27 protein-coding genes and 1 pseudogene are annotated in these 23,998 nt (G+C 62.2%); 15 read left to right on the top strand and 13 right to left on the bottom strand.

The features are described 5' to 3' along the window. Positions 1-97 precede the first annotated feature (97 nt). Positions 98-379: a hypothetical protein gene (locus tag HUX88_RS09370; protein ID WP_229213094.1), complete on the top strand. Its 282-nt coding sequence runs from the start codon at positions 98-100 to the stop codon at positions 377-379. A gap of 42 nt (positions 380-421) precedes the next feature. Here the strand turns inward: HUX88_RS09370 and HUX88_RS09375 are convergent, their stop codons facing one another. From HUX88_RS09375 to HUX88_RS09395, 5 genes are all read right to left on the bottom strand, one after another. Beyond that, positions 422-1,015: a chalcone isomerase family protein gene (locus tag HUX88_RS09375; protein ID WP_117012335.1), complete on the bottom strand. Its 594-nt coding sequence runs from the start codon at positions 1,013-1,015 to the stop codon at positions 422-424. 132 nt (positions 1,016-1,147) lie between these two features. Continuing rightward, the gene (locus HUX88_RS09380) at positions 1,148-1,402 is read right to left on the bottom strand and encodes a YfhL family 4Fe-4S dicluster ferredoxin (RefSeq protein ID WP_117012334.1); all 255 of its coding nucleotides are present in this window, start codon (positions 1,400-1,402) and stop codon (positions 1,148-1,150) included. Positions 1,403-1,414: 12 nt separating this feature from the next. Beyond that, a complete protein-coding gene (gene coaD / locus HUX88_RS09385; RefSeq protein ID WP_161084294.1) occupies positions 1,415-1,912 on the bottom strand; it encodes a pantetheine-phosphate adenylyltransferase in 498 nt (165 codons plus the stop codon). Positions 1,913-2,019: 107 nt separating this feature from the next. Continuing rightward, positions 2,020-2,670 carry a 16S rRNA (guanine(966)-N(2))-methyltransferase RsmD gene (gene rsmD, locus HUX88_RS09390; protein WP_176361586.1) on the bottom strand — a complete coding sequence of 217 codons (651 nt, stop codon included), beginning with the start codon at positions 2,668-2,670 and terminating at the stop codon, positions 2,020-2,022. Positions 2,671-2,723: 53 nt separating this feature from the next. Beyond that, entirely contained in the window at positions 2,724-3,605 is an 882-nt protein-coding gene (locus tag HUX88_RS09395; RefSeq protein ID WP_176361587.1) for a DUF6279 family lipoprotein, read from the bottom strand. A gap of 42 nt (positions 3,606-3,647) precedes the next feature. Here HUX88_RS09395 and glmU point away from each other — a divergent pair, with 42 nt between their 5' ends. After that, a complete protein-coding gene (gene glmU, locus HUX88_RS09400; RefSeq protein ID WP_176361588.1) occupies positions 3,648-5,012 on the top strand; it encodes a bifunctional UDP-N-acetylglucosamine diphosphorylase/glucosamine-1-phosphate N-acetyltransferase GlmU in 1,365 nt (454 codons plus the stop codon). 372 nt (positions 5,013-5,384) lie between these two features. On the opposite strand, the gene HUX88_RS09405 is transcribed toward glmU, so the two are convergent. Further along, the gene (locus tag HUX88_RS09405; protein ID WP_117012329.1) at positions 5,385-5,837 is read right to left on the bottom strand and encodes an Lrp/AsnC family transcriptional regulator; all 453 of its coding nucleotides are present in this window, start codon (positions 5,835-5,837) and stop codon (positions 5,385-5,387) included. A gap of 139 nt (positions 5,838-5,976) precedes the next feature. Here HUX88_RS09405 and glmS point away from each other — a divergent pair, with 139 nt between their 5' ends. After that, positions 5,977-7,806 carry a glutamine--fructose-6-phosphate transaminase (isomerizing) gene (gene glmS / locus HUX88_RS09410; RefSeq protein ID WP_117012328.1) on the top strand — a complete coding sequence of 610 codons (1,830 nt, stop codon included), beginning with the start codon at positions 5,977-5,979 and terminating at the stop codon, positions 7,804-7,806. Positions 7,807-8,244: 438 nt separating this feature from the next. Here the strand turns inward: glmS and HUX88_RS09415 are convergent, their stop codons facing one another. Beyond that, positions 8,245-8,490, bottom strand: coding sequence for a hypothetical protein (locus HUX88_RS09415; protein ID WP_176361589.1), 246 nt, complete (start codon positions 8,488-8,490; stop codon positions 8,245-8,247). A 586-nt stretch (positions 8,491-9,076) separates the two neighbouring features. Beyond that, positions 9,077-9,811: a trypsin-like peptidase domain-containing protein gene (locus tag HUX88_RS09420; protein WP_176361590.1), complete on the bottom strand. Its 735-nt coding sequence runs from the start codon at positions 9,809-9,811 to the stop codon at positions 9,077-9,079. A gap of 117 nt (positions 9,812-9,928) precedes the next feature. On the opposite strand from HUX88_RS09420, the pseudogene HUX88_RS09425 reads away from it, so the two are divergent. Further along, positions 9,929-10,015, top strand: a pseudogene (locus HUX88_RS09425) (transposase); the annotation flags it as partial. A gap of 280 nt (positions 10,016-10,295) precedes the next feature. Here the strand turns inward: HUX88_RS09425 and HUX88_RS31815 are convergent. Beyond that, positions 10,296-10,619: a hypothetical protein gene (locus HUX88_RS31815; protein WP_217916265.1), complete on the bottom strand. Its 324-nt coding sequence runs from the start codon at positions 10,617-10,619 to the stop codon at positions 10,296-10,298. A gap of 161 nt (positions 10,620-10,780) precedes the next feature. Here HUX88_RS31815 and HUX88_RS09430 point away from each other — a divergent pair, with 161 nt between their 5' ends. Beyond that, on the top strand, positions 10,781-11,530 hold the full coding sequence (locus HUX88_RS09430; protein ID WP_176361591.1) for a hypothetical protein: 750 nt from the start codon (positions 10,781-10,783) through the stop codon (positions 11,528-11,530). A 198-nt stretch (positions 11,531-11,728) separates the two neighbouring features. Further along, the gene (locus HUX88_RS09435; RefSeq protein ID WP_176361592.1) at positions 11,729-12,451 is read left to right on the top strand and encodes a hypothetical protein; all 723 of its coding nucleotides are present in this window, start codon (positions 11,729-11,731) and stop codon (positions 12,449-12,451) included. Here HUX88_RS09435 and HUX88_RS09440 read toward each other — a convergent pair. Both HUX88_RS09440 and HUX88_RS09445 read right to left on the bottom strand, forming a co-directional pair. Continuing rightward, a complete protein-coding gene (locus HUX88_RS09440; protein ID WP_176361593.1) occupies positions 12,378-13,124 on the bottom strand; it encodes a hypothetical protein in 747 nt (248 codons plus the stop codon). The two genes, HUX88_RS09435 and HUX88_RS09440, sit on opposite strands and share 74 nt — an antisense overlap. A gap of 65 nt (positions 13,125-13,189) precedes the next feature. Then, entirely contained in the window at positions 13,190-13,795 is a 606-nt protein-coding gene (locus HUX88_RS09445) for a TetR/AcrR family transcriptional regulator (protein ID WP_176361594.1), read from the bottom strand. Between the two features lie 99 nt (positions 13,796-13,894). On the opposite strand from HUX88_RS09445, the gene HUX88_RS09450 reads away from it, so the two are divergent. The 9 genes from HUX88_RS09450 to HUX88_RS09490 are packed head-to-tail and all read left to right on the top strand — an operon-like array spanning position 13,895 to position 22,189. After that, positions 13,895-15,178 (top strand): NAD(P)/FAD-dependent oxidoreductase, encoded by a 1,284-nt coding sequence (locus tag HUX88_RS09450; protein WP_176361595.1) that lies wholly within the window; start codon positions 13,895-13,897, stop codon positions 15,176-15,178. After that, positions 15,175-15,939: a DUF1365 domain-containing protein gene (locus HUX88_RS09455; RefSeq protein ID WP_176361596.1), complete on the top strand. Its 765-nt coding sequence runs from the start codon at positions 15,175-15,177 to the stop codon at positions 15,937-15,939. The genes HUX88_RS09450 and HUX88_RS09455 overlap by 4 nt, the downstream gene beginning before the upstream one ends. After that, positions 15,936-17,141, top strand: coding sequence for a cyclopropane-fatty-acyl-phospholipid synthase family protein (locus tag HUX88_RS09460; RefSeq protein ID WP_176361597.1), 1,206 nt, complete (start codon positions 15,936-15,938; stop codon positions 17,139-17,141). Before HUX88_RS09455 ends, HUX88_RS09460 begins: the two co-directional genes overlap by 4 nt. Then, complete coding sequence (locus tag HUX88_RS09465; RefSeq protein WP_176361598.1) at positions 17,110-17,673, top strand: chalcone isomerase family protein; 564 nt, start codon at positions 17,110-17,112, stop codon at positions 17,671-17,673. The genes HUX88_RS09460 and HUX88_RS09465 overlap by 32 nt, the downstream gene beginning before the upstream one ends. After that, positions 17,670-18,941: an MFS transporter gene (locus HUX88_RS09470; protein ID WP_176361599.1), complete on the top strand. Its 1,272-nt coding sequence runs from the start codon at positions 17,670-17,672 to the stop codon at positions 18,939-18,941. Before HUX88_RS09465 ends, HUX88_RS09470 begins: the two co-directional genes overlap by 4 nt. After that, positions 18,938-19,471, top strand: a complete 534-nt coding sequence (locus HUX88_RS09475; protein ID WP_176361600.1) for a DUF3833 domain-containing protein — start codon at positions 18,938-18,940, stop codon at positions 19,469-19,471. Before HUX88_RS09470 ends, HUX88_RS09475 begins: the two co-directional genes overlap by 4 nt. Further along, a complete protein-coding gene (locus HUX88_RS09480; RefSeq protein ID WP_176361601.1) occupies positions 19,459-20,238 on the top strand; it encodes an SDR family NAD(P)-dependent oxidoreductase in 780 nt (259 codons plus the stop codon). Before HUX88_RS09475 ends, HUX88_RS09480 begins: the two co-directional genes overlap by 13 nt. Then, positions 20,235-20,660: a nuclear transport factor 2 family protein gene (locus tag HUX88_RS09485; RefSeq protein ID WP_176361602.1), complete on the top strand. Its 426-nt coding sequence runs from the start codon at positions 20,235-20,237 to the stop codon at positions 20,658-20,660. Before HUX88_RS09480 ends, HUX88_RS09485 begins: the two co-directional genes overlap by 4 nt. Further along, complete coding sequence (locus HUX88_RS09490) at positions 20,657-22,189, top strand: cryptochrome/photolyase family protein (RefSeq protein WP_176361603.1); 1,533 nt, start codon at positions 20,657-20,659, stop codon at positions 22,187-22,189. Before HUX88_RS09485 ends, HUX88_RS09490 begins: the two co-directional genes overlap by 4 nt. Positions 22,190-22,192: 3 nt before the next feature. On the opposite strand, the gene HUX88_RS09495 is transcribed toward HUX88_RS09490, so the two are convergent. Beyond that, positions 22,193-23,386, bottom strand: coding sequence for an MFS transporter (locus tag HUX88_RS09495; RefSeq protein ID WP_176361604.1), 1,194 nt, complete (start codon positions 23,384-23,386; stop codon positions 22,193-22,195). 40 nt (positions 23,387-23,426) lie between these two features. Continuing rightward, entirely contained in the window at positions 23,427-23,996 is a 570-nt protein-coding gene (vioE, locus tag HUX88_RS09500; RefSeq protein WP_176361605.1) for a violacein biosynthesis enzyme VioE, read from the bottom strand. Positions 23,997-23,998 lie beyond the last annotated feature (2 nt).

The following is a 23,998-nucleotide window of genomic DNA, read 5'->3' on the forward strand; positions in this document are numbered from 1 at the left end:
CATTCACCAAACGAATAATTGTTATCGGGGAAGTAAATTGGATACTTATGTTGCGCTGCACTATAGTTACACTTGATTCTAAATGCAGTATAACAACATGTCCACCATCATCTCAGTCGTACAGAATATTTCCTTGATCGCCGCCGGTGAGCTGGCGTTGGCGAGCGGCGTCGTGTGCGCGCTGGCCGTCCTGTTCAAACCGCTGCTGCGCGGCCTGGCGCGGGCCGCCGTGCTGGTCGTCAAACCCAAGCGCAGCAAGGAAGAGCAGCTGCAGCGCCGCCAGATGCGCGATGCGATGATGCTCAAGCGCATGCTCAATTCGATGGAGGGCGACCCGAGCCACGCCGCCGAACTGCGCGCCATGGCCTCGCGTGCCTAAATATTCAGCAGCGGTACCGGCCCCCGGTACCGCGCCGCAACATTATTTCTCGCCCAGCAGGGCGGGCTTCAACGAGCTGTCGACCGGCTTGTCGCCCAGCCAGATGCGCAGCACGGCGTTGTAGAACGCCACGTCCGGCATCAATTCCCCGATTTTCTTTCCGTTCAGATAGCACTGCGTGCCCTCGCCCGGGTTCCAGTCCAGCGTCAGCTGGTCGCCCTTTTTCAGCGTCTGGATCTGCGCGAACACCTCGCCGAACTTCATCGTCTGCGGCAGGATCTTGCTGCGCTCGTTCTTGTCGGTGTTGTTGTTCAGGCCTTCCATGAAGGCCTTGCCGAAGTCTTCCGAGCTCACTTCGCGCAGCATCGTGATCGCCACGCGGCGCGGGCCCTGCGTGGCCAGCACGTCCGGCACGGTGGTTTTCTTTTCGGTCAGGTAGAGGCCGGCGGCGTAGACCTTGAAGATCACCTTGGTCCGCAGTCCCGCGCCGTTGAGCTTGAGTTCCTTGCCGGCGACATTGATGCTGTCGTCGAACTTGACGCCGGCCACTTCCACGGCGGCAAATGCGGGCAGGCTGAAGCTGCCGGCCAGGAAGGCGGCCGCCATCAGGCTCTTGATGATGTTTCTGCGATTCATGAATTGTCTCCGAGGATGGTGAATGCCAGCGTCCCGCCTGCGATGCGGGCGTTGCTGGAATATACCACCGGGAGCGGGGCAAAAACGCGCTGCGGCGCAAATTGGCCGCACGGTCATGCTTTTTTAGGCTCGTCAGGCCTTGGCGGCCTGCAAGCGCTCGAATTTTTCGCGCAGTTGGTCCTCACTCTCGCGCCAGGCGGGATTGAAGGGGATGCAGCTGACCGGGCACACCTGCTGGCATTGCGGCTCATTGAAATGGCCGACGCATTCGGTGCACTTGTCCGGGTTGATTTCGTAAATTTCGGCGCCCATGTAGATGGCGTCGTTCGGGCACTCCGGCTCGCAAACGTCGCAATTGATACAGTCGTCGGTGATCATCAAGGCCATACTGGAACTCGCTTATTGCTCGGCGGCGTTGTTGGCGGCAATTTTCTTTTGCAGCCAGCGGTCGACCGATGGGAAGACAAACTTCGATACGTCGCCGCCCAGCACCGCGATCTCGCGCACGATGGTGCCGGAGATGAACTGATACTGGTCGGACGGGGTCAGGAACAGGGTTTCGACGTCAGGCAGCAGGTAGCGGTTCATGCCCGCCATCTGGAACTCGTACTCGAAGTCGGACACGGCGCGCAGGCCGCGCACGATGACGCGGGCGTCGTGCTCCCGCACAAAATCTTTCAGCAGGCCGGAGAAACTCTCGACCTTGACGTTGGGATAGTGGCCCAGGACTTCGTTGGCGATGGTCAGGCGCTCTTCCAGCGAGAAGAACGGTTTCTTGTTCTTGCTGTCGGCGACGCCCACCACCAGCGTGTCGAACAGACCGGATGCGCGACGCACCAGATCTTCGTGACCACGGGTCAGCGGATCAAAAGTTCCTGGATAAACGGCTACTACCATCGCGGCTCCTTGCAGTGCACCAATATAGAACGCGCATTATGCCTGAAAAACCCTTTCTGCCTTAATTTGGGGCTGCTTGGGGTCTATTTGACGGCAAATACGGACGTTTAGGGGGCCTTGTGCTTCAACAAATGATAGAACACCATCCCGGCCTTGTCAGCCCGGATCACTTCCCACGGCGCCATCCATTCCGGCACGTCGCCCTCGTCGAACTCCAGCGCCAGGCCGGATTCGGCGTAGATCAGGCCGCCCTCTTTCAAAATGCGCGTGCACAGTGGCAGGCAGCGTTCGAGGAACTCCTGCTGGTACGGCGGATCGAGGAAGATCAGGTCGTACTTCTGGCCGCGCGCGGCGGCCGACTGGGCCACGGCCAGCGCGTCGGCGCGCATGATCTGCACGTTCTCGGCCTTCAGCTTGGCCTTGATGTCTTCCAGCTGGCGCACCACCGGCACCACGGTGTCGATCATCGTCACCGATTGTGCACCGCGGCTGGCCGCCTCGAAACCCAGCGCGCCGCTGCCGGCGAACAAGTCCAGCACCTGGGCGTCGGCCCAATAGCCGTCGCGCTGGTGATTGATCCAGTTGAACACGGTCTCGCGCACGCGGTCCGGCGTCGGGCGCAGGCCGGAGGCGCTCAGCACCGGCAGCGGCGTGCGCTTCCAGGCGCCGCCGATGATGCGTACCTGGTTGCTGTGCTGGGGACCGTGGACCGGGACTTTGGCGGGTTTCGCTGGTTTGCTGGCGGGCTTCTTTGGCATGTGGCTGTGTTCTAAGTCATTGATTCAACAGGGGCCACTATACCATATGGGCCTTAGCGGGGTTCCGCCGACAGGCTGTTGAAGTCGTCGATCCAGCCCTGCATGCGCTTCTGCGCGTGGGCTTTCTGGGCCGGCGTGGCGATCTTGACGACGGTCAGGACCAGCTGGGCTGTGGAGGCTTCGTAAGCGTCGAAGAACTGTTTGCGCTCGGAATGTTCGAGGCGCTCGAAGGTGTCCCTGATCAGCGTGTGGATCAGCGCCATCGTCGCTTCCTTGTTCAGCTTTTCGCGCTGCACCTTCTGCACCAGGGTCAGGATGTTTTTCTGGCGGCGCATGCGTTCGTCCAGCCAGATGTCGTTGTCCAGCGGGCGCGCGTCGGAGGCCTTGCGGATTTGCGCTTCCTGCTCCGGGCTGAAATTGCCGAACCAAAGCTCGAACTGCTCCATCGATTTTTTATAGCGGAACTTCAGCTGGGCATCCAGGTCGCCCTTCATGTTCTTCTTGCGGAACTCGGCGTTGTTGGCGGCGAATTTCTTTTCCAGCGTGGCGATCTGGTCCGGCTGCAGCGAGCGCGCCAGGTCGGCCAATTCCGGCAGCGCCTTGAACAGCAGCAGTTGCGTGCGGCTTTTGACCTCGTCGTAATCGCCGATCAGGTCGGCTGTCGTCGGGTTGCCGGCCAGCTGGCGCTGCGCCGTCTGCAGGATTTGCGCATAGTCGTGCAGCTGGGTCTTGCGATGCCAGCGGAACAGCTCGTCGATATCCCGCTTGACCCAGGTCTTTTGATCGGAGTTGAGGTCGACGTAGGCGTCCAGCCACCAGTACAGCAAGGTATCGCCGTGGTTGTAGGCCAGGCGCAACGAGCTGCAGCCGGCCAGGACAGCCAGGAGGATAACCATCAAAAGGCGGCGCAGTGCGCGGCTGTGGATAATTGGCATGTTAAACTTTCGCTTTGATTAACTCTCTTTGACTTGGCACCTATGAACGTAGTTATCCTCGCAGCCGGCATGGGCAAACGCATGCAATCCGCGCTGCCGAAAGTGTTGCATCCACTGGCGGGCAAGCCGCTGTTGTCGCACGTTCTGGATACGGCGCGTAGCCTGTCTGCCAGCCAATTATGCGTGATTTACGGGCACGGCGGCGCAGCCGTGCTGGAGATGCTGGCGGCGCAGCCGGAAAAAGTCGCCGCCGCGCTGCAGGAACCGCAGCTGGGCACCGGCCACGCCGTCATGCAGGCGCTGCCCGAGCTGGACGACAGCGCCGCCACCCTGATCCTGTACGGCGACGTGCCGCTGACCACCGCCGCCTCGCTGCAGGCGCTGGTGGATGTGGCCGGCAAGGACAAGCTGGGCATCCTGACCGTGGTGCAGGACGATCCCTTCGGCCTCGGCCGCATCGTCCGTGAAAACGGCGAAATCGTCCGCATCGTCGAGCAAAAAGACGCCAACGAAGCCGAACGTGCGATCAAAGAGATCAACAGCGGCATCATGGTGGTGCCGACCGCGCGCCTGAAGCAATGGCTGGGCGCGCTGAAGAACAACAACGCCCAGGGCGAGTACTATTTGACCGACATCGTCGCCATGGCGGTGGCGGATGGCGTGCCGGTGGTGTCGGCCCAGCCGTCGGCGCAATGGGAGGTGGCGGGCGTGAACAGCAAGGTGCAGCTGGCCGAGCTGGAACGCATCCACCAGGCCAATATCGCCTTGAAATTGCTTGAACAGGGTGTGACGCTGATGGACCCGGCCCGCATCGACGTGCGGGGCGAGCTGGTCTGCGGGCGCGACGTCACCATCGACGTCGGCTGCGTGTTTGAAGGCAAGGTCGAGCTGGCCGATGGCGTGCGCGTCGGCCCGCACTGCGTGATCGTCAATTCCCGCATCCTGGCCGGCGCCCAGATCAAGCCGTTCTGTCACATCGAAGAGGCGGTGGTGGGTGAAGTGTCCATCATCGGCCCGTACGCGCGCCTGCGCCCCGGCACCGTGCTGGCGGAGGATGTGCATGTGGGTAACTTCGTTGAAATCAAGAATGGCCAGGTCGCCGCGCACAGCAAGGCCAACCACCTGGCCTACATCGGCGACGCGACGATCGGCTCGCGCGTGAACATCGGCGCCGGCACCATCACCTGCAATTACGACGGCGCCAACAAGTTCCGCACCGTGATCGAAGACGACGCCTTCATCGGCAGCGACAGCCAGCTGGTGGCACCGGTGACTGTCGGCAAGGGCGCCACGCTGGGCGCGGGCACCACGCTGACCAAGGATGCGCCGGCCGGCAAGCTGACCATTTCCCGCGCGCGTCAGCTCACCGTCGAAAACTGGAGCCGCCCGGTTAAAAAGCCGAAGTAACGGCACCACGCTCCACAGGAAGCCGGGACATGTCCCGGCTTTTTTCATTTGTGGATAACGATGTGGAGAAGCCATCGGATAAGCGGTGAAAAAGCCGCGTATAAGCCGGGGAAAACAGTTGCACAACTATGCTAGCAGGAGAAAAGTGACCGCGCGCGACGGCATGCAGCCACGCTTCAGTCCTTGGTGTGGATAAGCCTGTGGGAAATCATGTGAGTAAATCAGGATAACTATTTACTGTGGATAAGGTTGTGTGTAAGCCCGTGCATAGCTGTTGGAAAAGCCGTGGAAAAGACGGGAAAACATTTCCCGCCATCACTCCAGTGTGGATAAACCTGTGCAGAAGCCATTGAACAAGCCCGGGATAAGTCGCTAAACCGCGATCCGCGTCTCGAATTTGCTGCGGAAGGTGGAAAAGTAGGCTTTGACGTTGCGTACATTGGTCTGTGTGGCGAACAGGCGGTGCGCCAGCGCGTGGTAGGCCGGCATGTCCGCCACCTGCACGACCAGCACGAAATCCGGCCCCGGCGCCACGCGGTAGCACTGCAGCACGGCATCGTCGTCGGCCACATGGGCCTCGAACTCGGCCATGCGCTCGGCGGCCTGGACATCCAGCGAAATTTCCACAATCGCCGTCAGGCTGGGGCCGACCTTCTCCGGCGCCACGATGGCCACCTGGCGCTGGATCACCCCGCTTTCGGTCAGATGCTTGACCCGCCGCAAACACGTCGGCGCGGAGACGTGGACCGCCAGCGCCAGCTCGCTGTTTGTCTGTGACGAATCAATCTGCAGCGCATTCAAAATGCGACGATCTATCTCATCCATAAAAATAATCCTCAAAAATGAAATAATATTTCACATGTTCACACTGGTGAAAGAATATTCCAAAATATACAGGATTTAGAAAGCATATTTCAGAAGTCATGCTCTAGCATGGCTACACTTATTTTTAGCGAGGTATTCTATGTGCGGCATCGTCGGCGCGGTAGCGCAACGCAACATCACCCCCATCCTGATCGAAGGCCTCAAGCGCCTGGAATACCGCGGCTACGACTCCTGCGGCGTCGCCCTGCACGTGGATGGCCAGTTGCAGCGCTCGCGCAGCACCTCGCGCGTGGCCGACCTGGAAAAGCAGATCGCCGAAGTCGGCATGCAGGGCTTCACCGGCATCGCCCACACCCGCTGGGCCACGCACGGCGCGCCGGCATCGCACAACGCCCACCCGCACTTCTCGCCGACCACCGAACAGGCGCGCATCGCCCTGGTCCACAACGGCATCATTGAAAACCACGACGAACTGCGCGCCGAACTGACCGCGCTCGGCTACGTCTTCCAGAGCCAGACCGACACCGAAGTGATCGCCCACCTGGTCGACCACATGTACAACGGCGACCTGTTCGACACCGTCCAGCAAGCCGTCAAGCGCCTGCACGGCGCCTACGCGATCGCCGTGTTCGCCCGCGAAGAACCGCACCGCGTGGTGGCCGCGCGCCAGGGCTCACCGCTGATCGTCGGCCTGGGCCAGGGCGAAAACTTCGTCGCCTCGGACGCGATGGCGCTGGCCGGCACCACCGACCAGATCATCTACCTGGAGGAAGGCGACGTGGTCGACCTGCAACTGGCGCGCACCTGGATCGTCGACGTGAACGGCAAGCCGGTCACCCGCGAAGTGAAGACCGTGCAGGCGCACACCGGCGCGGCCGAGCTGGGGCCGTACCGCCACTATATGCAGAAGGAAATCTTCGAACAGCCGCGCGTCATCGGCGACACGCTCGAAGGCGTCACCGGCATCATGCCGGAACTGTTCGGCGACGGCGCCTACAACGTCTTCAAGCAGATCGACCGCGTGCTGATCCTGGCCTGCGGCACCAGCTACTACTCCGGCCTTACCGCCAAGTACTGGATCGAATCGGTGGCCAAGATCCCGGTCAACGTCGAGATCGCCAGCGAATACCGCTACCGCGACAGCGTGCCGCATCCGAACACGCTGGTGGTCACCATCTCGCAAAGCGGCGAGACCGCCGACACCTTGGCCGCGCTCAAGCACGCGCGCAGCCTGGGCATGGAGCACACGCTGACGATCTGCAACGTCTCGACCAGCGCCATGGTGCGCGAGTGCAAGCTGGCTTACATCACCCGCGCCGGCGTGGAAGTGGGCGTGGCCTCGACCAAGGCCTTCACCACGCAGCTGGCAGCCTTGTTCCTGCTGACCCTGTCGCTGGCGCAAGTCAACGGCCGCCTGACCGACGCCGAAGAAGAGCAGCACCTGAAAGCCATGCGCCACCTGCCGGTAGCGATTTCCGCCGTGCTGGCGCTGGAGCCGCAGATCATCGCCTGGTCGGAAGATTTCGCCCGCAAGGAAAACGCCCTGTTCCTGGGCCGCGGCATGCACTACCCGATCGCGCTGGAAGGCGCGCTGAAGCTGAAAGAGATTTCCTACATCCACGCCGAAGCGTATCCTGCGGGCGAACTGAAGCACGGCCCGCTGGCGCTGGTGACGGAGGAAATGCCGGTCGTGACCATCGCTCCGAACGACGCGCTGATCGAGAAGCTGAAGTCCAACATGCAGGAAGTGCGCGCGCGCGGCGGGCAGCTGTACGTGTTCGCCGACGTCGACTCGCGCATCACCTCGGGCGAAGGCGTGCATGTGATTCGTCTGCCGGAACACTACGGCCTGCTGTCGCCGATCCTGCACGTGGTGTCGCTGCAGCTGCTGGCCTACCACTCGGCGCTGGCTCGCGGCACCGATGTGGACAAGCCGCGCAACCTGGCCAAGTCGGTGACAGTGGAGTAATAGCTGCCGGGAAGCGTGGACGGTTGACGAAAAACAATAGAGTCTGACAAAAAACAATAAAGTCTGACAAAGAACAATAAAGTCTGACACAGACTTTAATCGACTAAAGGGGGCCGCGAATAACTGGTGATTCGTGGCTGATTTTCATCTAAACATCAGGAGTAATAGAGAGGGCTCGGCGGGTTGCCCCAATCCGCCTGCCCCCCCTCTATGGCCTGGCGAACGCCGTCAGGCGATCGTAAGATCCTCTGAATTCCAATTCGGTTAGATCCTCGCGGTCTTGAGCCAGCCTGAGAGCTGGAAGGCGTAGCCTTGTTGAGCAAATTACTCGACGCGGTAAGCGATGGCGGAATCGCTACTGGTTCTGTGTTACGGGAGAAGTTTCGCGCGCGAAAGCCGTATTCGAAAAAAAATGGCCCCTGGCCCCTGGCCGCTTCCTCATGCTGACTTTTGCTTCCGAGCGCTGGAAAATTCGGGAATGTCGATGGAAGACGGTCCGAACGCATCCGAGCGTGCGTTCCGGCTGATCGCTTTGCCACCCAGGGTGACACGGATTCGGCCTTGGGAGGGCTTAACCTCACCGACGATCAGCGCACCCATGGAAGTGACCTTGGCGCGGCGAGCGGCGGCCGCCAATTTATAGGCGCTGTCCGGGCTGGGGGAGGTCTTCTTCAAAGCAGTCATGGTTCAATCTCCTGCAAAGAGAGTGATTGATACAAGCAGTCTAGCAGAATCGCCAAACTGCGACTATCGGCGCTCAAGTCGAAGCGCATATCCCGGCCTCGGCCGTGTACATTCCGCCAGTCAGGGTCCACCGCAATGACCTCCTGGACCGTCCGGCAAGCACGCAAGGCCTCGGATGGCGCCATGTTCAGCTCGGCGGGCTCGAAGGGAGCGTCAAACCCGAATTTTGGCCAGACGGCGAATCCGACGAAACCTCCGGTTGTCCGGATCGATGGCCCCGTTTCCAGACTAGTTTACGACTTTATTTGGCGCGAATACTCGGCCTTGGACCACCCCGATAGCAGCCCCCGTTATGTGCGCTTCCAACACCATCTACAGTCCGATTGAATGCTCAGAATATCCGCAACGATATCGATGAACTTGAGCTATACGCACTGCAGCCTGAAGCCGAGGCAACCGCGAGTAAGGTTGCTATAGACATGCTTCTTTGGCCCATGGAATGGGCATTAACGGCAAGTTGGTCGTGTCCATGGATCGCACTGTGGAAATGGCAAAATTGTTCGGACGGTGTTCATGCTCAAGCATATCAAGAGCTGGTGGCTGTAAATTTGAGCAGTCCATTCGATTTCATGATCTCAATAATCACCGTTGACTTATAAAAAAACGAAACGCCACTGTGTGCGCCGCCAAATCCCTCTTTGCTCTTAATATGACCAGCGTTCACGCCGACAAGGAAGCCGTGTCGTGAACCCGCAATATTTGTCGCACCGCGTGGTGGAGCGTATATCGGACTTCCTGAGGAGCCTCCCTTGGAGAATCCTTCGTAGGCTACACATTGTCCGCGGTACTGTTTATCCCATGTGTAATCGAAACGTGGATCGCTTGCGATATGTCCACTACGGACAATTGGTCTCAAGCCCAGCTTGTCATGTTCATTTGGAAAGCCTGAATAGCAAACGAGATCGAAGGCGCGCATAGATTGTTCGAACGTGGCGAGATTCGCTAGTTGGTCATGACCGAAGTGCCAATGCAGTTTCCTTAATTCTTCCGGAACGCCTTCCCAGATAAAGCGACATTCAATCACCGCCACGTCATTTTCGGCGTCGTCATGAAAGAAAATTTTGGCATCCGGATGCAGACGAAATGTGTAGATGGTGTCATTTGCGCGGCGTCCAGTAACCTGTAGCTCATGCAACTTGTACTTCAAGAATTTATCGTCGCTTGGGCGATATGTTGGGTCCACCACGTGGCGATTGGTGACTAACCATGGGACCGATGAGCCGCCCTCAATGACGAAGCCCGTTGCCGTTCCACGTTCCACATTTCCGTTCTCGTCGGCGTGGGTGATTTCAAGTTTGTATGCCGAGTAGATGAAGTCTGAATCGCCACGAGTCTTGTAGACGCTCTTGAGCCATAATTCTAGGCAAAAGGAGTGGTCATGAGTGGAAATCGGTACACCGAAGAATTTAAGATAGAAGCAGTCAAGCAGGTCACTGAACGCGGCCACGCGGTCGCTGAGGTCGCGGCAACACGCCACCGCGTTCCTGTTTGCCCACAACACTGCCAGAGGTCGATTTCCCAGTCTGCTTACGTAAAGGCTTGGACATGCTCTTCTCCTTTAAGGAATTCAATGCGCGTCTTGGGCTGCCGCTATTTAGGCCAGCATTCCGAGAAAAAGTGTACCAGAACCTTTGGTTTACACCATCGTAACCTGGTCGTACGCTTGGAGCGCTCTGGCTGATGAGCCTTGAATTTTTCACCGTGGTAGAGTTAGCGACGCGACTAACGCATCCCCCGCCAATCGATCATGGCTTGTATTCGGGAACACTATCCGCAGGACCTTCGCTTTCCCCTTGTTCACGCCAAGTGCAGCCGACGACATGTTCGTGATCTCGATGTCTTTGGAAATATGGCGACCGATACTTTGTTTCGCCGCCTTCGGCAGGCGTCAGGCGGTCGTAGAGAGCCGCGATGACAGTTGGGCGAGCCTGTGCTCGGCATAGCGAGTCTCCGCACTGAAACTTGAAACGTTTACGATCACCTGGAGGTTGCGCGAAGTACAGCTCGTGTGCCTCGTCCAGCGTGATGGTTTTGCTGTGCTCTACACAGTATGCTTTGGCCTGAGTCATAGGAGTTCGAAATTATTTCCACATGGGAATAATATATCAGGTAATTGCACGGTAGGTGCGGAGTCTCCCAGCTGTCGTTCTAGACTGTTCAACCACAATGAACAGGGTACTATTAAGGCAATTACGTATCGACAGAGGTTCCGTTTACAGCTGGTAGATTGTTGGCGATTTACGATAGCTTGATAAATAATCCCAATAGCCGCGACAAGGCAATGGTTTGGCTCTGGGCTCAGGTCTTTGATATACCCGAAACGGATCCGCATGTAGAGGATGATGTTGTCGCGTGCTTGCAGGCGATGCGCTCAGAGATTGATTTGTTGAGTTCGAAGTTAAAGTCGCGCGGAGTCTCAGATCATTTGTTGCACCCTGGCTTGCCACGTCTGCGGAATGTCGCCTCGCCGACCTATTTGAATACTCCGTGGAATAATCATAGGGATGAGCAGTCTAGGGTAGAGAATCGCATAATACTTTTATGGGCCACCTGGGCACTGCAAGATGAAAATGAGCAAGACCTCGATAGTGATGAACTCGCTGCGCTGCGCTCCGAGTTGGACTCATTGGAGGTCAGCTTGCGCAACGTGGATATGCCGACATATCTATATGATTTTGTTTTGCGGCAGATATCCGTGATTCGGTCCGCTCTACGCATTTCGCGCGTTAGAGGCGTAGCTCCGATCAAAGAGGCGTTGCGTCAAGTAGTGGGGAACTGCGTTGTGGAGCGAGACCATGTCGAGGCAGAGTCTAAGGCGGCTTCGGAGAATGCACGCAGTGTAATGGCGCGAGCAGGAGACCTCATCAAGAAGACCGCTGAATATGCCGATCGTTTTGAGAAGATACGAAAGGCCGGTGAGGGAGCTGTGGGGTTAGCCAAAACTGTGGGACCGATTCTACTTGCGTGGGTACAGGGATGAAGTCGTTCGACGAATTACCGAACTTAGGAAATTCGACTGGGTGTCACCTTAATGATATGTGTTTGATTTAGTGCGTGTTGCGGTTTGTTCTCCGTTGCATAGTTGGACTTTCTGCCGCTACCGGCCAAAAGAGCGGGCTGGGTAAGCTGTTGTAGCCTGAAACAACGAAATATTTTTTTGGATTGTAGAGAATAATAAATGTATTTTCTTGGCTCTAAATTTATTTGCCTATTATCACTTATCCCATTCAAAGACATTGCTGTAAATGCTTTTGGTAGCTTGATTGGTGGATTTGTACTACTTTGGCTTACTGTTGGATTAAAAGGCATAAAGTCGATCCGAGCGAGATTTGGTCGCCCCTCCATCGAGATAGAAGTCGCTCGAGCACCGAGTAACATATTTTCTGCGATTAAACTCGGTTCTTCAGCTGATTGGATTAAGCAGCAATTTGGTCATCCCGCGCAAGTAAGCGAAGGATGGTGGGGGTATAATTTTCAGGATGCCTTGGTCACATTAGAGTTCGATTCGCAGATGGCGGTGCAGACGATAGCGGTTGCCCTCGTAGACGAAAAGACTACTTTCAATTTTCCAACTATACATTTTGACTGTCCACCATTAGGGAAAGCGGTGTTGTCTGATGCGATAGTGGAACATCTCAATTTAGAGTATGTGGAATCGACCCGGCATTCAGAGCTTTTAGTTTCTGGCCGAGAAGGTCCTCGCGGTGCGTGGCACTACATCACGCTGGGGGTACTTTGGCCACATTTTCCAGGTCGTCTTTTAGAGGTTGAATTCGAGTGGAACAAGGACGATAACAGTTTAACTACTCCACCATCCGATGTTAAAATTAATTGGGTAGCAATTTCAAGAAATTCTGGCCCAGCTCATTTCCGTTGGGACTTAGGTTTAAATCTGCAGTAAGTAATTCCAAGTTTCGCCTGATAGTGGAAAATGACCACCCATAACGGGGCGTAAGCAGCCGGCCATGTGGAAATCTTCGCAATTGAACTATATGTGTTCCGCCGGCTGAGAACATAAAAAATTGCTGAGCGAACCAATCACTAGAAATGGAATGAATAATCCCCCCATTCGACTCTAACAAAGACAGCATACTGATAGGTACGTCGTGCACCAGCCTCCTCTGTTTGAAGAAACTTACGAGGATGATTGCGCCGTGACGCTCGTCGTGTAGCAATCTATGGGTGATCGTGTCGCACGAGACTAAGGCTACCGGGACGTGAGACTTGACCAAGTCATGATGCATCTGCATTTCGGAAGCATTTAGCCAGAAAACTTCCATGGCCTGGGATGTGTCTTCGCCCTTTTCTATCGCGTTGAGCAGCCGGCATTTACGAATCATGAATTCGATGCCCCAACATGTTGTAGTTTGGTCGAGAAAATGCGTTATTTCGTGTTTGATCAAGGCGCGCAATTCGCGCAGTTCAATCGCCTCCGGCGATAACTCTGGCGCAGGAATGGCAAGGAGTGCGGTAGCTAATTTTGGTAAGTCCTTGCCATCGAACTTGTCGAGGGTGATCAGCCCGGTAAGGAAATCATAGTGTCCCTGATCTTCTGCAGTGTCGAATGTTCTCATGAATAATACGGGCCCAAATGGCCTTAAAACGGCCGCATCACAGTGCGGCTGTAGCACAGCTGAAATCAACGGAAGCCCTCGAATGACACCTTCAGCATATGCCGCACGATGTCCTCGGCTTCCATCTTGCTGTATTTCTGCAGATACTCGACGGCCGGGTCGCAAGTGCGCGCGTAGTAGCTGAACAGGATCACGTCGGTGGGCAGATCCCGGTTCAGCTGCCCCTGCTGCTGCGCCTGCTTGACCAGGGCCTCCAGTTGCCGGTTCAGTTTCATCACCCGCAGCATGTACTTCACATTGCGGATCAGCATGTCCCGCACGTGCGGGCTGGTGGAAGGCAGGAACGGCAGGCCGCCGTCCAGGCGCACCCGCAGCGCCCATTCCAGCAGGGCCGACAATTTCTGCACCGGACTCAGCGCCGGATCGATCGCCGCCACGTAATCCAGCGCGCCGTCCAGCAGGCGGATCAGCGCCTCGCCCACCAGCTCCTCCTTCGACTTGAAGTGCTTGTACAGGCTGGGTTTGGAGATGCCCACCGCGCCGGCGACGTCGTCCATGGTCATCAAGTCATAGCCTTTTTGGCTCAGCACCGCCGTCGCGGCATCGAGGATCGCGTTCTCGCGCAGCTTAAATGCTTGATTCTTAAAGCTTAATCTGGGAAGAATACTCATTGGTAAATTTACGCTACTAATCAGTAGCTTTTGTTATTTGATGGTAGTAATATTAGCACGCCGGTACAAAGACGGCCAGAATATAACCATCATAACGACATGACACCGCCACGCAAACGTATCGCCATCATCGGCTCCGGCATCTCCGGCCTGGCCAGCGCCTATTTCCTCAGCCGCAAGCACGACGTGGTGCTGTTCGAGGCGGCGGACTATCTCGGCGGCCACACCCACACCGTCGATGTGACGCTGGAGGGCCGCAGCCACGGCGTCGACACCGGCTTCCTGGTCTACAACGAGCACACCTATCCCAACCTGGTGGCGCTGTTCGACGAGCTCGGCGTGGCCAGCATCGCCAGCGACATGTCGTTCGGCGTGTCGATGGAGGATGGCGCGCTGGAATGGGCAGGCACCAGCCTCGACACCGTGTTCGCGCAGCGTGCCAACCTGGGCTCGCCGTCCTTCCTGCGCATGCTGTGGGACATCCTGCACTTCAACCGCAACGCCGAGCGCTTTCTCCAACTGTCGACGCAGACCGGCCTGACGCTGGGACAGCTGTTGCAGCAGCAGGGCTACGGCGCGCGCTTCCGCGATGCCTACCTGCTGCCGATGGCGGCGGCGATCTGGTCCAGCTCGCCGAACGACATCCTGCAGTTTCCGGCCGCGACTTTCCTGCGCTTCTGCCTCAACCACGCGCTGTTGCAGGTCAACGACCGCCCGCAGTGGCGCACCGTCGCGGGCGGCGCGCGCAACTATGTCGAGCGGATCGCCGCCGTGCTGCCGGACGTGCGGCTGCGCACGCCGGTGCATGCGGTGCGGCGCCGCAACGGCCGCCTGGAAGTCGCGCGCGGCAGCGCCGGCAGCGAGGAGTTCGACGCCGTGGTGATGGCCACCCACGCGCCCAACACGCTGGCGCTGCTGCCCGAGGCCAGCGAGACCGAGCGCGCCATTCTCGGCGCCGTGCGCTACCAGCCCAACACCGCCTGGCTGCACACCGATGAGCGGCTGATGCCGCGCCGGCACAAGGTCTGGTCGGCCTGGAACTATCTGTCCGGCGCGCAATCGGCCGGGCAGCGCCCCGTGTGCGTGAGCTATTGGCTGAACCAGTTGCAGGCGCTGCCGTTCGCCACGCCGGTGATCGTCACGCTCAACCCGCACACGCCGCCGGCCGAGGACAAGTTGCTGGCCAGGTTCGAGTATGACCATCCGATCATGGACCAGGCCACCGTGCGCGCGCAGCAGCAACTGGCGCAGATCCAGGGCGACGGCGGCATCTGGTACGCCGGCGCCTGGACCGGCTACGGCTTCCACGAGGACGGCCTGAAATCCGCGTTGCGCGTCGCGGCGGCGTTCGACGCGGCGCCTGCCTGGACGACGCTGCCGTGAGCCGCCCCGCCGCCGAACTGGTCCACGGCCAGGTGATGCACGCGCGCCTGCGCCCTGCGCCGCATCGCTTCGTCTACCCGCTGTTCTATGTGCGCCTGAACCTGGCCCGGCTGGACGAGTGCAACACGCACTGGTTCGGCGTGGACCGCTGGCGGCCGCTGTCGATCCGCCGCCGCGACTACGGTCCGCGCGACGGCGGCAGCCTGGAACAATGGATGCGCGCGCTGCTGCGCGAGCACCACATCGAGGCCGATGGCGAGATCTGGCTGCAGACCTTCCCCCGCGTGGCCGGTTATGTTTTCAATCCGGTCAGCTTCTGGCACTGCCACGACGCGGCGGGCCGGCTGTGCGCCGTGCTGGCCGAGGTCAACAACACCTTCGGCGAAACCCACCGCTACCTGATGCGCGTGTCCGGCGCGGGCACCGCCATCGCCGACAAGCAGCTGCACGTGTCGCCGTTCTGCGCCGTGCGCGGGCACTATCGATTCCGCTTCCGCCTCGACGGCGCCAGCCACTGCACCGGCCTCGACTATGACGACGGCGACGGCCCGCTGCTCAGGACCGCGCTCAGCGGACGCCCGGTGCCCATGACCGGCCGCGCCATTGCGGGCGCCCTGCTGCGCTATCCGCTGCTGGGGCTGGGCATCGTGTTCCGCATCCACTGGCAGGCGCTCAGGCTGTGGCTGAAACGCGTGCCATGGTTCAGCAAGCCGCCCGCCCCCGACCACTCCACCACCGTGCACCAGGAGACTGCCCGATGAAGTCCACCGTATCCACCGCCGCGCTGTCGGCGCCCGCCGGCGCCCGGCTGTTCCTGGCGATGCTCGGCCATATCCGGCATGGCCACCTGGAGCTGATCACGCCCTGCAACACCCGCATGGTGTTCGGCGACGCCCATGCGCCCAGCGGCGCCACGCTCAAGCTGCATGATTGGCGCGCCTGCCAGCGCATCCTGCGCGCGGGCGATATCGGCTTTGCCGAAGCCTACGCCGCCGGCTGGGCCGACACGCCCGACCTGACCGCGCTGCTGCGGCTGGCGCTGCGCAACGAGGCATCGCTGGAGCAGATGATGTTCGGCGGTGTGCTGGCGCGCTGCTGGTACCGGCTGCTGCACTGGCTGCGTCCCAACACGCGCCAGGGCAGCCAGCGCAACATCCACGCCCACTACGACATCGGCAACGACTTCTACCGGCTGTGGCTCGATCCCAGCTGGACCTATTCCAGCGCGCTGTTCGACGGCGACTACAGCCTGCCGCTGCACACCGCGCAGCAGCGCAAGTACCAGCGCATCATCGACACGCTGCAGCTGCGCCCGGGCCAGCGCGTGCTGGAGATTGGCTGCGGCTGGGGCGGCTTTGCCGAGCTGGCGGGGCGGCAGGGCATCCACGTGCATGGCGTGACGATTTCACCGTCGCAGCTGGAGGTGGCGCAGCGCCGCGTGCAGGCGCAGGGATTGACGGAGCTGGTCCAGCTGGAACTGTGCGACTACCGCGACCTGCAGGGCGAGTACGACGCCGTGGTGTCGATCGAAATGTTCGAGGCCGTCGGCGAGCAGTACTGGCCGCAGTTTTTCCACACGGTGCAGGCGCGCCTCAAGCCCGGCGCGCAGGCGCTGGTGCAGTCGATCACTATCGGCGAGCAGTATTTCCCGCGCTACCGCAGCAGCGCCGACTTCATCCAGCAGTACATCTTCCCCGGCGGCATGCTGCCGAGCGTCGAGCGCTTCGAGCGGCTGGCTGGCCGCTGCGGCCTGCGCCCGGTGGAGCGCCACGCCTTCGGCCGCGACTACGCGGAAACGCTGCGCCGCTGGGACGCGCAGTGCCGCCAGCACCAGCATCAGATTGCCGGGCTGGGCTTCGATGAGCATTTCATGCGGATCTGGCAGATGTACTTCGCCTATTGCGAGGCGGCCTTTGACGAGGGGCGAACCGATGTTGTCCAATTCCTGCTGCAAAAGGCCTGATCGCGTCCGGCCATCGCTGCTGCTGTACGCCCTGCTGTGCTGCGCGCTGGCGAGCGCCCCGAGCCGCGCCGGCGGCTGGCGCGACGAGCTGCCGCGCGCCGAGGCGCTGGGCAACGGCGAACTGCGCTGGCTGGGCTTTCGCATCTATCAGGCCACGCTGTGGGCCGAGCAGCGGCCGTTCCAGCCGGAGCGTGGGTTCGCTCTGCAATTGCGCTACTACCGCAGCATCAGCCGCGAGCGGTTGGTGCAGACCAGCCTGGACGAAATCCAGCGTCTGAACGGCGCCATCATCGACGCCGCCACGCTGGCGCAATGGGACAAGTCGCTCAACCGCGCGTTCACCGACGTGGCGCCGGGCGACGAGCTGATCGGCGTGTACGCGCCGGGCCACGGCATGCGCTTCTACAACCAGCAGCGCCTGCTGGCGGACATCGATGACGTGCGCCTGGCACGGGCCTTCTTCGGCATCTGGCTTGATGAGCAAACCCGCGACCAGGGCCTGCGCCGCAAGCTGATGGGAACGCCGCCATGACGCCGGCCCCGCCGCCACGCTGGCGCCTGGCCGCCTACGGCCTGCTTGGCCTGCCGCTGGCGATGGCCGCGCTGCCCGTCTACGTGCAAGTGGCCGCGTACTATTCGATGCAGCGCGGCGTGGTGCTGGCGACGCTGGGCTGGGTGCTGTTCGCCGCGCGCCTGCTCGACACCTTGCAGGACCCGCTGCAGGGCCACCTCATCGACCGCCTGCGCCACGGCATCGCGCGCTGGCTGCTGCTGGGCGGCGCGATGCTGGCGCTGGCCTTCGCCGGACTGTGGCAGCCGCCCGCCTCGGCCATCCCGCCGGCACTGTGGCTGGGCGCCATGCTGGTGCTGGCCTACAGCGCCCACAGCATGCTCAACATCGCCTACCTGACCTGGGGCGCGCGCCTGGCCGGCGGCGGCAGCGCCCTGCTGTCGGCCTCGGCCTGGCGCGAAGGGGCGGGGCTGGCGGGCATGCTGATCGCCAGCGTGATCCCGGCCACCATCCTCAGCGGCGACGCCGAACGCATCCCCGCCCGCATGGCGCTGTACAGCCTGGCGTTTGCCGCGCTGCTGCTGGCCGCCCTGCTGGCCCTGCTGAAACTGGCGCCCGCGTGGCCGCACGCCACACCGCAGCCCAACGGTTGGCGCAACGCGCTGCGGCGCATGGCGTCGAACCGCGCCTTTCTGCGCCTGCTCGGCCCGTACTTCCTGAACGCGTGCTCGGTGTCGCTGCCGGCCACGCTGGCGCTGTTCTTCATCCGCGACCAGTTGCAGGCGGCGCCGCTGGCCGGGGCCTTCCTCGGCTGCTATTTCGCCGGCGCCGCCTGCGGCCTGCCGCTGTGGACCGCGCTGGCGCGCCGCATCGGCGTGCTGCCGTGCTGGCGCATCGGCATGGTGCTCGCGGTCGCCAGCTTTGCCGGCGCCGGCTTGCTGGGCGCGGGCGATGTGCTGCCGTATTTTGCCGTCTGCCTCGGCGCCGGCGTGGCGCTGGGTGCGGACCTGGCCATGCCGCCCGTGCTGCTGGCCGGGCTGATCGGCGACGACGACCCCGCCGGCGCCTACTACGGCGTGCTCACGCTGCTCGGCAAGCTGGCGCTGGCCTTGTCCGGCCTGGCGCTGCCGTTGCTGGCCGCGCTCGGCTACCGTCCCGGTGTCGCCGGCGGCGCCGCGCTGGCGCTGGTGTACGCCGGCTTGCCCTGCCTGCTCAAACTGCTGGCCTTGGCCGCGCTGCGGCCGCAGCCGGAACCCATGCCCGTCCAACTTTACCGGAGCCGTCCATGAAGAAGCTGTTCCCCGCCCTGCTGCTGGTCCTGCTCGGCGGCTGCGCCGGTCCCGATGTCCAGCAATACAAGGCGCAGCAGCCGGTGCTGGACCTGGCCGCCTACTTCCACGGCACCACCGATGCCTGGGGCATGTTCCAGCGCCGTGGCGGCACGGTGGAAAAGCGCTTCCATGTCGTCATCACCGGTACCGGCGGCGACGGCACGCTGACGCTGGACGAACAGTTTCAGTACGACGACGGCAGCACGCAGCGCCGCGTGTGGCGTCTGACGCGCGGCGCCGCTGGCCGCTGGCGTGGCCGAGCCGACGACGTCAAGGGCGAGGCGCTCGGCGAACTGGCCGGCAACGCACTGCGCTGGCAATACACGCTGCTGTTGCCGGTCGGCGGCAGCACCTACGAAATGGCGTTCGACGACTGGATGTTCCTGATCGATGACTGCACCATGATCAACCGCGCCAGCATGGCCAAGTTCGGCGTCGAGCTGGGCCAGGTCACGCTGATGTTCCGGAGGCGCGCATGCGCCCGCTGAACCGGCCCGTCACGGCATGGGCTGGCCGGCGCGTGTGGCTGGTCGGCGCCTCCAGCGGCATCGGCGCCGCACTGGCCCAAGCGCTGCTGCAGGCTGGCGCGCGGGTGGCGCTGTCGGCGCGCCGCGACACCCTGCTGCAAGCCGTCGCGGCCGGCCATGCGCAGGCCGTGGTCGCGCCGTTCGACATCCTGGACCAGGACGCTTGGAGCGCCAGCTACCAGTACATCTGCGCGCAGATGGGCGGGGTGGACCTGATCGTGTTCTGCGCCGCCGCCTACCGCCCGGAGCGCAGCTGGGACGTCAGCCCGGACGGCGCGGCCAATACCCTGGCCGTCAACCTGGGCAGCGTCTACACCGGTCTGGCCACGGTGCTGCCGGCGATGCTGGCGCGCGGCAGCGGCGGCATTGCCATCGTCGCCAGCGTGGCGGGTTATGTCGGGTTGCCCAACGCCAGCGTGTACGGGCCCAGCAAGGCCGCGCTGATCAACCTGGCCGAGCTGCTGTACACCGACCTCCAGCCGCGCGGGCTGGACGTGTACCTGATCAATCCCGGTTTCGTGCAAACGCCGCTGACCGCGCAGAACAAGTTCGCCATGCCGGCGCTGCAGACGCCACAGGCTGCGGCCGGCGCGATCGTGCGCGGATTGTCGGCCGGCCAGTTCGAGATCCATTTTCCGAAGCGCTTCACGCTGCTGGTCAAGCTGCTGCGCTGGCTGCCGTACCGCTGGCGCTTCGCCCTTATCACTCATTTTCTGGTGCCACAATGAACGATGCTGAACCACTGCTGGCATGGTATGCCACGCTGACCCCGGAGACGGTCGCGCGCGCCGGCGACTTCTATGCGGCGGACGCGCAGTTCCGCGACCCCTTCAACGACGTGCGCGGCGTGGCCGCGATCGAGGCGATCTTCCGCCACATGTTCGAGCACACCGAGCAGCCGCGCTTTCTCATCGGCGAGCGCATCGCGCAGGGCGGCCAGGTGTTCGTCACCTGGCAATTCCTGTTCCGCCTGCGCGGCGTGCCGTACCAGATCGAAGGCGGCAGCCATCTGCGCTTCAACGCGGACGGCCTGGTCGTCATGCACCGCGACTACTGGGATGCCGCCGAAGAGCTGCTGCAAAAGCTGCCGCTGGTCGGCCCGCCGATCCGCTGGCTGCGCGCCCGCTTCCGCGTGCCCGTGCCGGCATGAACACCACGCTCAAGCTGATCCTCGGCGACCAGCTCAACTGCCGTCACAGCTGGTTCGCGCAGCCCAGCCCGGACGTGGTGTTCGTGCTGATGGAGGTGCGCCAGGAAACCGACTACGTGCTGCACCACGCGCAGAAGATCATCGCCATCTTCGCCGCCATGCGCGACCTGGCGCGCAGGCTGCGCGAGGCCGGGCACCGCGTCCACTACCTGGCCATCGACGACGCCGACAACCGCCAGTCGCTGCCGGCCAACCTGGACTATTTGCTGGCGCATTACGCGGCGGACGCCTTCGCCTGGCAGGCGCCGGACGAATGGCGGCTGGACCGGCAACTGGCCGACTACGCCGCCGGACTGGGCATCGAAACCTGGATGGACGACAGCGAGCATTTCTACGCCGCGCGCCACGAGGCGGCCGGCTTTTTCGACGGCCGCGCCGCGTGGGTCATGGAACCGTTCTACCGCCACATGCGCAAGCGCCATGGCGTGCTGATGGGCGTGGGCGGCGCGCCGGCGGGCGGCCAGTGGAATTTCGACCACGACAACCGCGAGGCCTGGCCGGGCCTTCCATGGGAGCCGGCCGATGCGCGTCCGCGCCACGACCACAGCGCGCTGTGGCGCACCATCACGGCGGCGGGCGTGCGCAGCTTCGGCGCAGCGCAGGCCGATGATTTCCGCTGGCCGCTCAATCGCGAGGAAGCCTTGCAGCAGCTGGAGCGCTTCGTGCAGGACGCGCTGCCGAATTTCGGCCGCTACCAGGATGCGATGAGCCTGCGCGCATGGCGCTTGTTCCACTCGCTGCTGTCGTTCGCGATGAACAGCAAGATGCTCGATCCGCGCACGGTGGTCGAACGGGTCGAAGCGGCCTGGCGCGATGGCGCGGTGCCGCTGGCGTCGGCCGAGGGCTATATCCGGCAAATCCTCGGCTGGCGCGAATACGTGCGCGGCGTTTACTGGCAGCGGATGCCGGGCTACGACCTTCTCAACGCCTTCGGCCATAACGCGCCGCTGCCGCACTGGTTCTGGAGCGGCGACACGCGCATGCGCTGCCTGGCGACGGCGATCGGCCAGTCGCTGGAGCACGCGCACAGCCACCACATCAACCGTCTCATGGTGATCGGCAATTTCGCGCTGCTGGCGGGACTGTCGCCGCAGGAGCTGCATCAATGGTACCTGGGCATCTACATCGACGCCTTCGAGTGGGTGGAATTGCCGAACACACTGGGCATGAGCCAGTATGCCGACGGCGGCCTGCTGGCCACCAAGCCGTATGTGTCGAGCGCAGCCTACATTGACCGCATGAGCGATTACTGCAAGGGCTGCCACTACCAAAAAAAGCAGCGCACCGGCGAGCGCGCCTGTCCCTACAACGCGCTGTATTGGGATTTTTTCCTGCGCAACGAACAGCGGCTGGGCAAGAACCACCGGCTCGGCATGGTCTACCAGCAGTTGCGCCGCATGAGCGACATCGACAAGCAAGCCTTGCAGGAACAGGCCGCCGCCACCCGCGCCGGTCTTGCCGGGCTGTAGTCCCTACGTCGGCGATCGCGATGGGCGGCCGCCCAAGGCCACCGCGTCGAGGCTGCGTGCCTTCTGTCCGACATACGGCAGCAAGCTGACCAGCGCCAGCACGGCCAGCGCGACGCCCAGCCACAGCGGCGCGCGCAGGCCGTAGCCGGCGGCGATGCCGGCGCCGCCTATCCACGATCCCGCGCCCAGGCCGATGTTGATGACCGACGTGTGCACGGTGTTGACCAGCGGCCCGGGATGCGCGGTCTTCATCACGCGGGCGATGATGGCCGGATTCATCGACACGCCGACCAGCCCGGTCACGACCAGCAGGATGACGCTGACCGTCTTGTCGTCCGCGAACACCGCGAACAGCGCCAGGCTGACGCCCAGCACGATCATGCCCCACACCATGATGAGGATGGCGTGCTGGTCCGCGTAGCGTCCCACCACGCCGTTGCCCACCACGTTGGCGATGCCGTACGCGCCCAGCAGCCACGGGATGGCCGACGGCGCGAAGCCGGTGATCTGGATCAGGATGGGCGTGAAGTAGCTGAAGGCGGCGAAGATGGCGCTGATGATGAGCGCGCTGGTGGCGTAGGCCGCCCACAGGTGGGGATTCCTGAACTCCACCATCTCCCTGCCGAGGCTGATTTGCTCGGACGAGCGCGAACGCGGCACCAGCAGCGCCACCAGCACCATGCACATGCCCGTCAGCGCGACCACCAGCCAGAAGCTGGCGCGCCATCCCAAGTGCTGGTCGATGAGCGTGGTGACCGGCACGCCGACCACCGCCGCGAGCATCAGGCCGCCGATCACGACGGCGGCGGCGCGCCCGCGCACCGTGGGGCTGACCACCTCGGCGCTGATCGCCAGCGACATGCCGAAGCACGCCGAGCCGGCCACGCCGGTGGCGACCCGCGCGATGGCCATGACGTCGTAGCTGTCGGCCGAGGCGGCCACCGATTGCGCCAGCGCGTACAGTCCGAGCAAGCCCATCAGCCCCTGCTTGTTGGGCACGCGCAGCTTGAGCAGGCCCACCGTCGCCAGCGGCCCGCCGACCACCATGCCGATGGCGTACAAGGAGATCAGATAGCCGATCTGCGTCACTGGCACGTTCAGCGCCTGGGCCAGCGACGGCATGATGCCCGCCACCATGAATTCGGACGTGGTCAACGAAAAGATCGTCAACCCGAGTATGTAGACAACCAACGGCATAAAGGGTTCCTTCAAGATTGGGGGAATGGGCGCGCCGCCGTCAGCGCGAGAAAATGTTGTCCGCGATATCGCCGGTGCAGAAGTTCGGGAAGTCGCGCACCGACAGGTGGTGCGGATCGTTGCCGGTGACCATGCGCAGCAGGCGGTTGCCGCCGGCCTGCAGGTAGAACACCGACGATGCCGCCGGCCGCTCCACCACCCAGGCGTCGGCGGCCTGGCCCAGCACGGTGTGGCGGCCGTCGTGCAGCGCGCCGCCGTCGCGCAGGATCGCTTGCGGCAGGAACAGCTCGGAGAAGGACGACAACTCGTCGTCCAGCACGGTCTCCAGCAGCTGCTCGCCGGCCGTCGTGCCTTCCCTCGCATAAGCCACCTTCTGCTTGCGGCTTTGCCCGCGCCCGGCGTCGCCGAGCTCCGACATCCACAGCCGGTAGCCCTTCGCTTTCTCCGGCCAGGGGTTGAACAGGCCGTCGATGCGGCAGATGTTGCGGGCGTAGTCGAACCAGCAATAGCCGGAGGTGACCTGGTCCTCCTCCCGCATCGGCGACCAATAGGAGACGTAGGCGCTGCTCCATTGCGTCGGCAGCAGCGGCGGCGTGGCGTGGACTGGCATGG

The organism is Duganella sp. BJB1802, from assembly GCF_013369445.1.
Taxonomy (GTDB): Bacteria; Pseudomonadota; Gammaproteobacteria; order Burkholderiales; family Burkholderiaceae_D; genus Rugamonas; species Rugamonas vulcania_A.

Coding starts and splice junctions, on each gene's coding strand:
- HUX88_RS09370 (WP_229213094.1), top strand. CDS start 98: ATGTCCACCATCATCTCAGTCGTACAGAATATTTCCTTGATCGCCGCC.
- HUX88_RS09375 (WP_117012335.1), bottom strand. CDS start 1,015: ATGAATCGCAGAAACATCATCAAGAGCCTGATGGCGGCCGCCTTCCTG.
- HUX88_RS09380 (WP_117012334.1), bottom strand. CDS start 1,402: ATGGCCTTGATGATCACCGACGACTGTATCAATTGCGACGTTTGCGAG.
- coaD (WP_161084294.1), bottom strand. CDS start 1,912: ATGGTAGTAGCCGTTTATCCAGGAACTTTTGATCCGCTGACCCGTGGT.
- rsmD (WP_176361586.1), bottom strand. CDS start 2,670: ATGCCAAAGAAGCCCGCCAGCAAACCAGCGAAACCCGCCAAAGTCCCG.
- HUX88_RS09395 (WP_176361587.1), bottom strand. CDS start 3,605: ATGCCAATTATCCACAGCCGCGCACTGCGCCGCCTTTTGATGGTTATC.
- glmU (WP_176361588.1), top strand. CDS start 3,648: ATGAACGTAGTTATCCTCGCAGCCGGCATGGGCAAACGCATGCAATCC.
- HUX88_RS09405 (WP_117012329.1), bottom strand. CDS start 5,837: ATGGATGAGATAGATCGTCGCATTTTGAATGCGCTGCAGATTGATTCG.
- glmS (WP_117012328.1), top strand. CDS start 5,977: ATGTGCGGCATCGTCGGCGCGGTAGCGCAACGCAACATCACCCCCATC.
- HUX88_RS09415 (WP_176361589.1), bottom strand. CDS start 8,490: ATGACTGCTTTGAAGAAGACCTCCCCCAGCCCGGACAGCGCCTATAAA.
- HUX88_RS31815 (WP_217916265.1), bottom strand. CDS start 10,619: ATGACTCAGGCCAAAGCATACTGTGTAGAGCACAGCAAAACCATCACG.
- HUX88_RS09435 (WP_176361592.1), top strand. CDS start 11,729: ATGTATTTTCTTGGCTCTAAATTTATTTGCCTATTATCACTTATCCCA.
- HUX88_RS09440 (WP_176361593.1), bottom strand. CDS start 13,124: ATGAGAACATTCGACACTGCAGAAGATCAGGGACACTATGATTTCCTT.
- HUX88_RS09445 (WP_176361594.1), bottom strand. CDS start 13,795: ATGAGTATTCTTCCCAGATTAAGCTTTAAGAATCAAGCATTTAAGCTG.
- HUX88_RS09450 (WP_176361595.1), top strand. CDS start 13,895: ATGACACCGCCACGCAAACGTATCGCCATCATCGGCTCCGGCATCTCC.
- HUX88_RS09460 (WP_176361597.1), top strand. CDS start 15,936: ATGAAGTCCACCGTATCCACCGCCGCGCTGTCGGCGCCCGCCGGCGCC.
- HUX88_RS09465 (WP_176361598.1), top strand. CDS start 17,110: ATGTTGTCCAATTCCTGCTGCAAAAGGCCTGATCGCGTCCGGCCATCG.
- HUX88_RS09470 (WP_176361599.1), top strand. CDS start 17,670: ATGACGCCGGCCCCGCCGCCACGCTGGCGCCTGGCCGCCTACGGCCTG.
- HUX88_RS09475 (WP_176361600.1), top strand. CDS start 18,938: ATGAAGAAGCTGTTCCCCGCCCTGCTGCTGGTCCTGCTCGGCGGCTGC.
- HUX88_RS09480 (WP_176361601.1), top strand. CDS start 19,459: ATGCGCCCGCTGAACCGGCCCGTCACGGCATGGGCTGGCCGGCGCGTG.
- HUX88_RS09485 (WP_176361602.1), top strand. CDS start 20,235: ATGAACGATGCTGAACCACTGCTGGCATGGTATGCCACGCTGACCCCG.
- HUX88_RS09490 (WP_176361603.1), top strand. CDS start 20,657: ATGAACACCACGCTCAAGCTGATCCTCGGCGACCAGCTCAACTGCCGT.
- HUX88_RS09495 (WP_176361604.1), bottom strand. CDS start 23,386: ATGCCGTTGGTTGTCTACATACTCGGGTTGACGATCTTTTCGTTGACC.
- vioE (WP_176361605.1), bottom strand. CDS start 23,996: ATGCCAGTCCACGCCACGCCGCCGCTGCTGCCGACGCAATGGAGCAGC.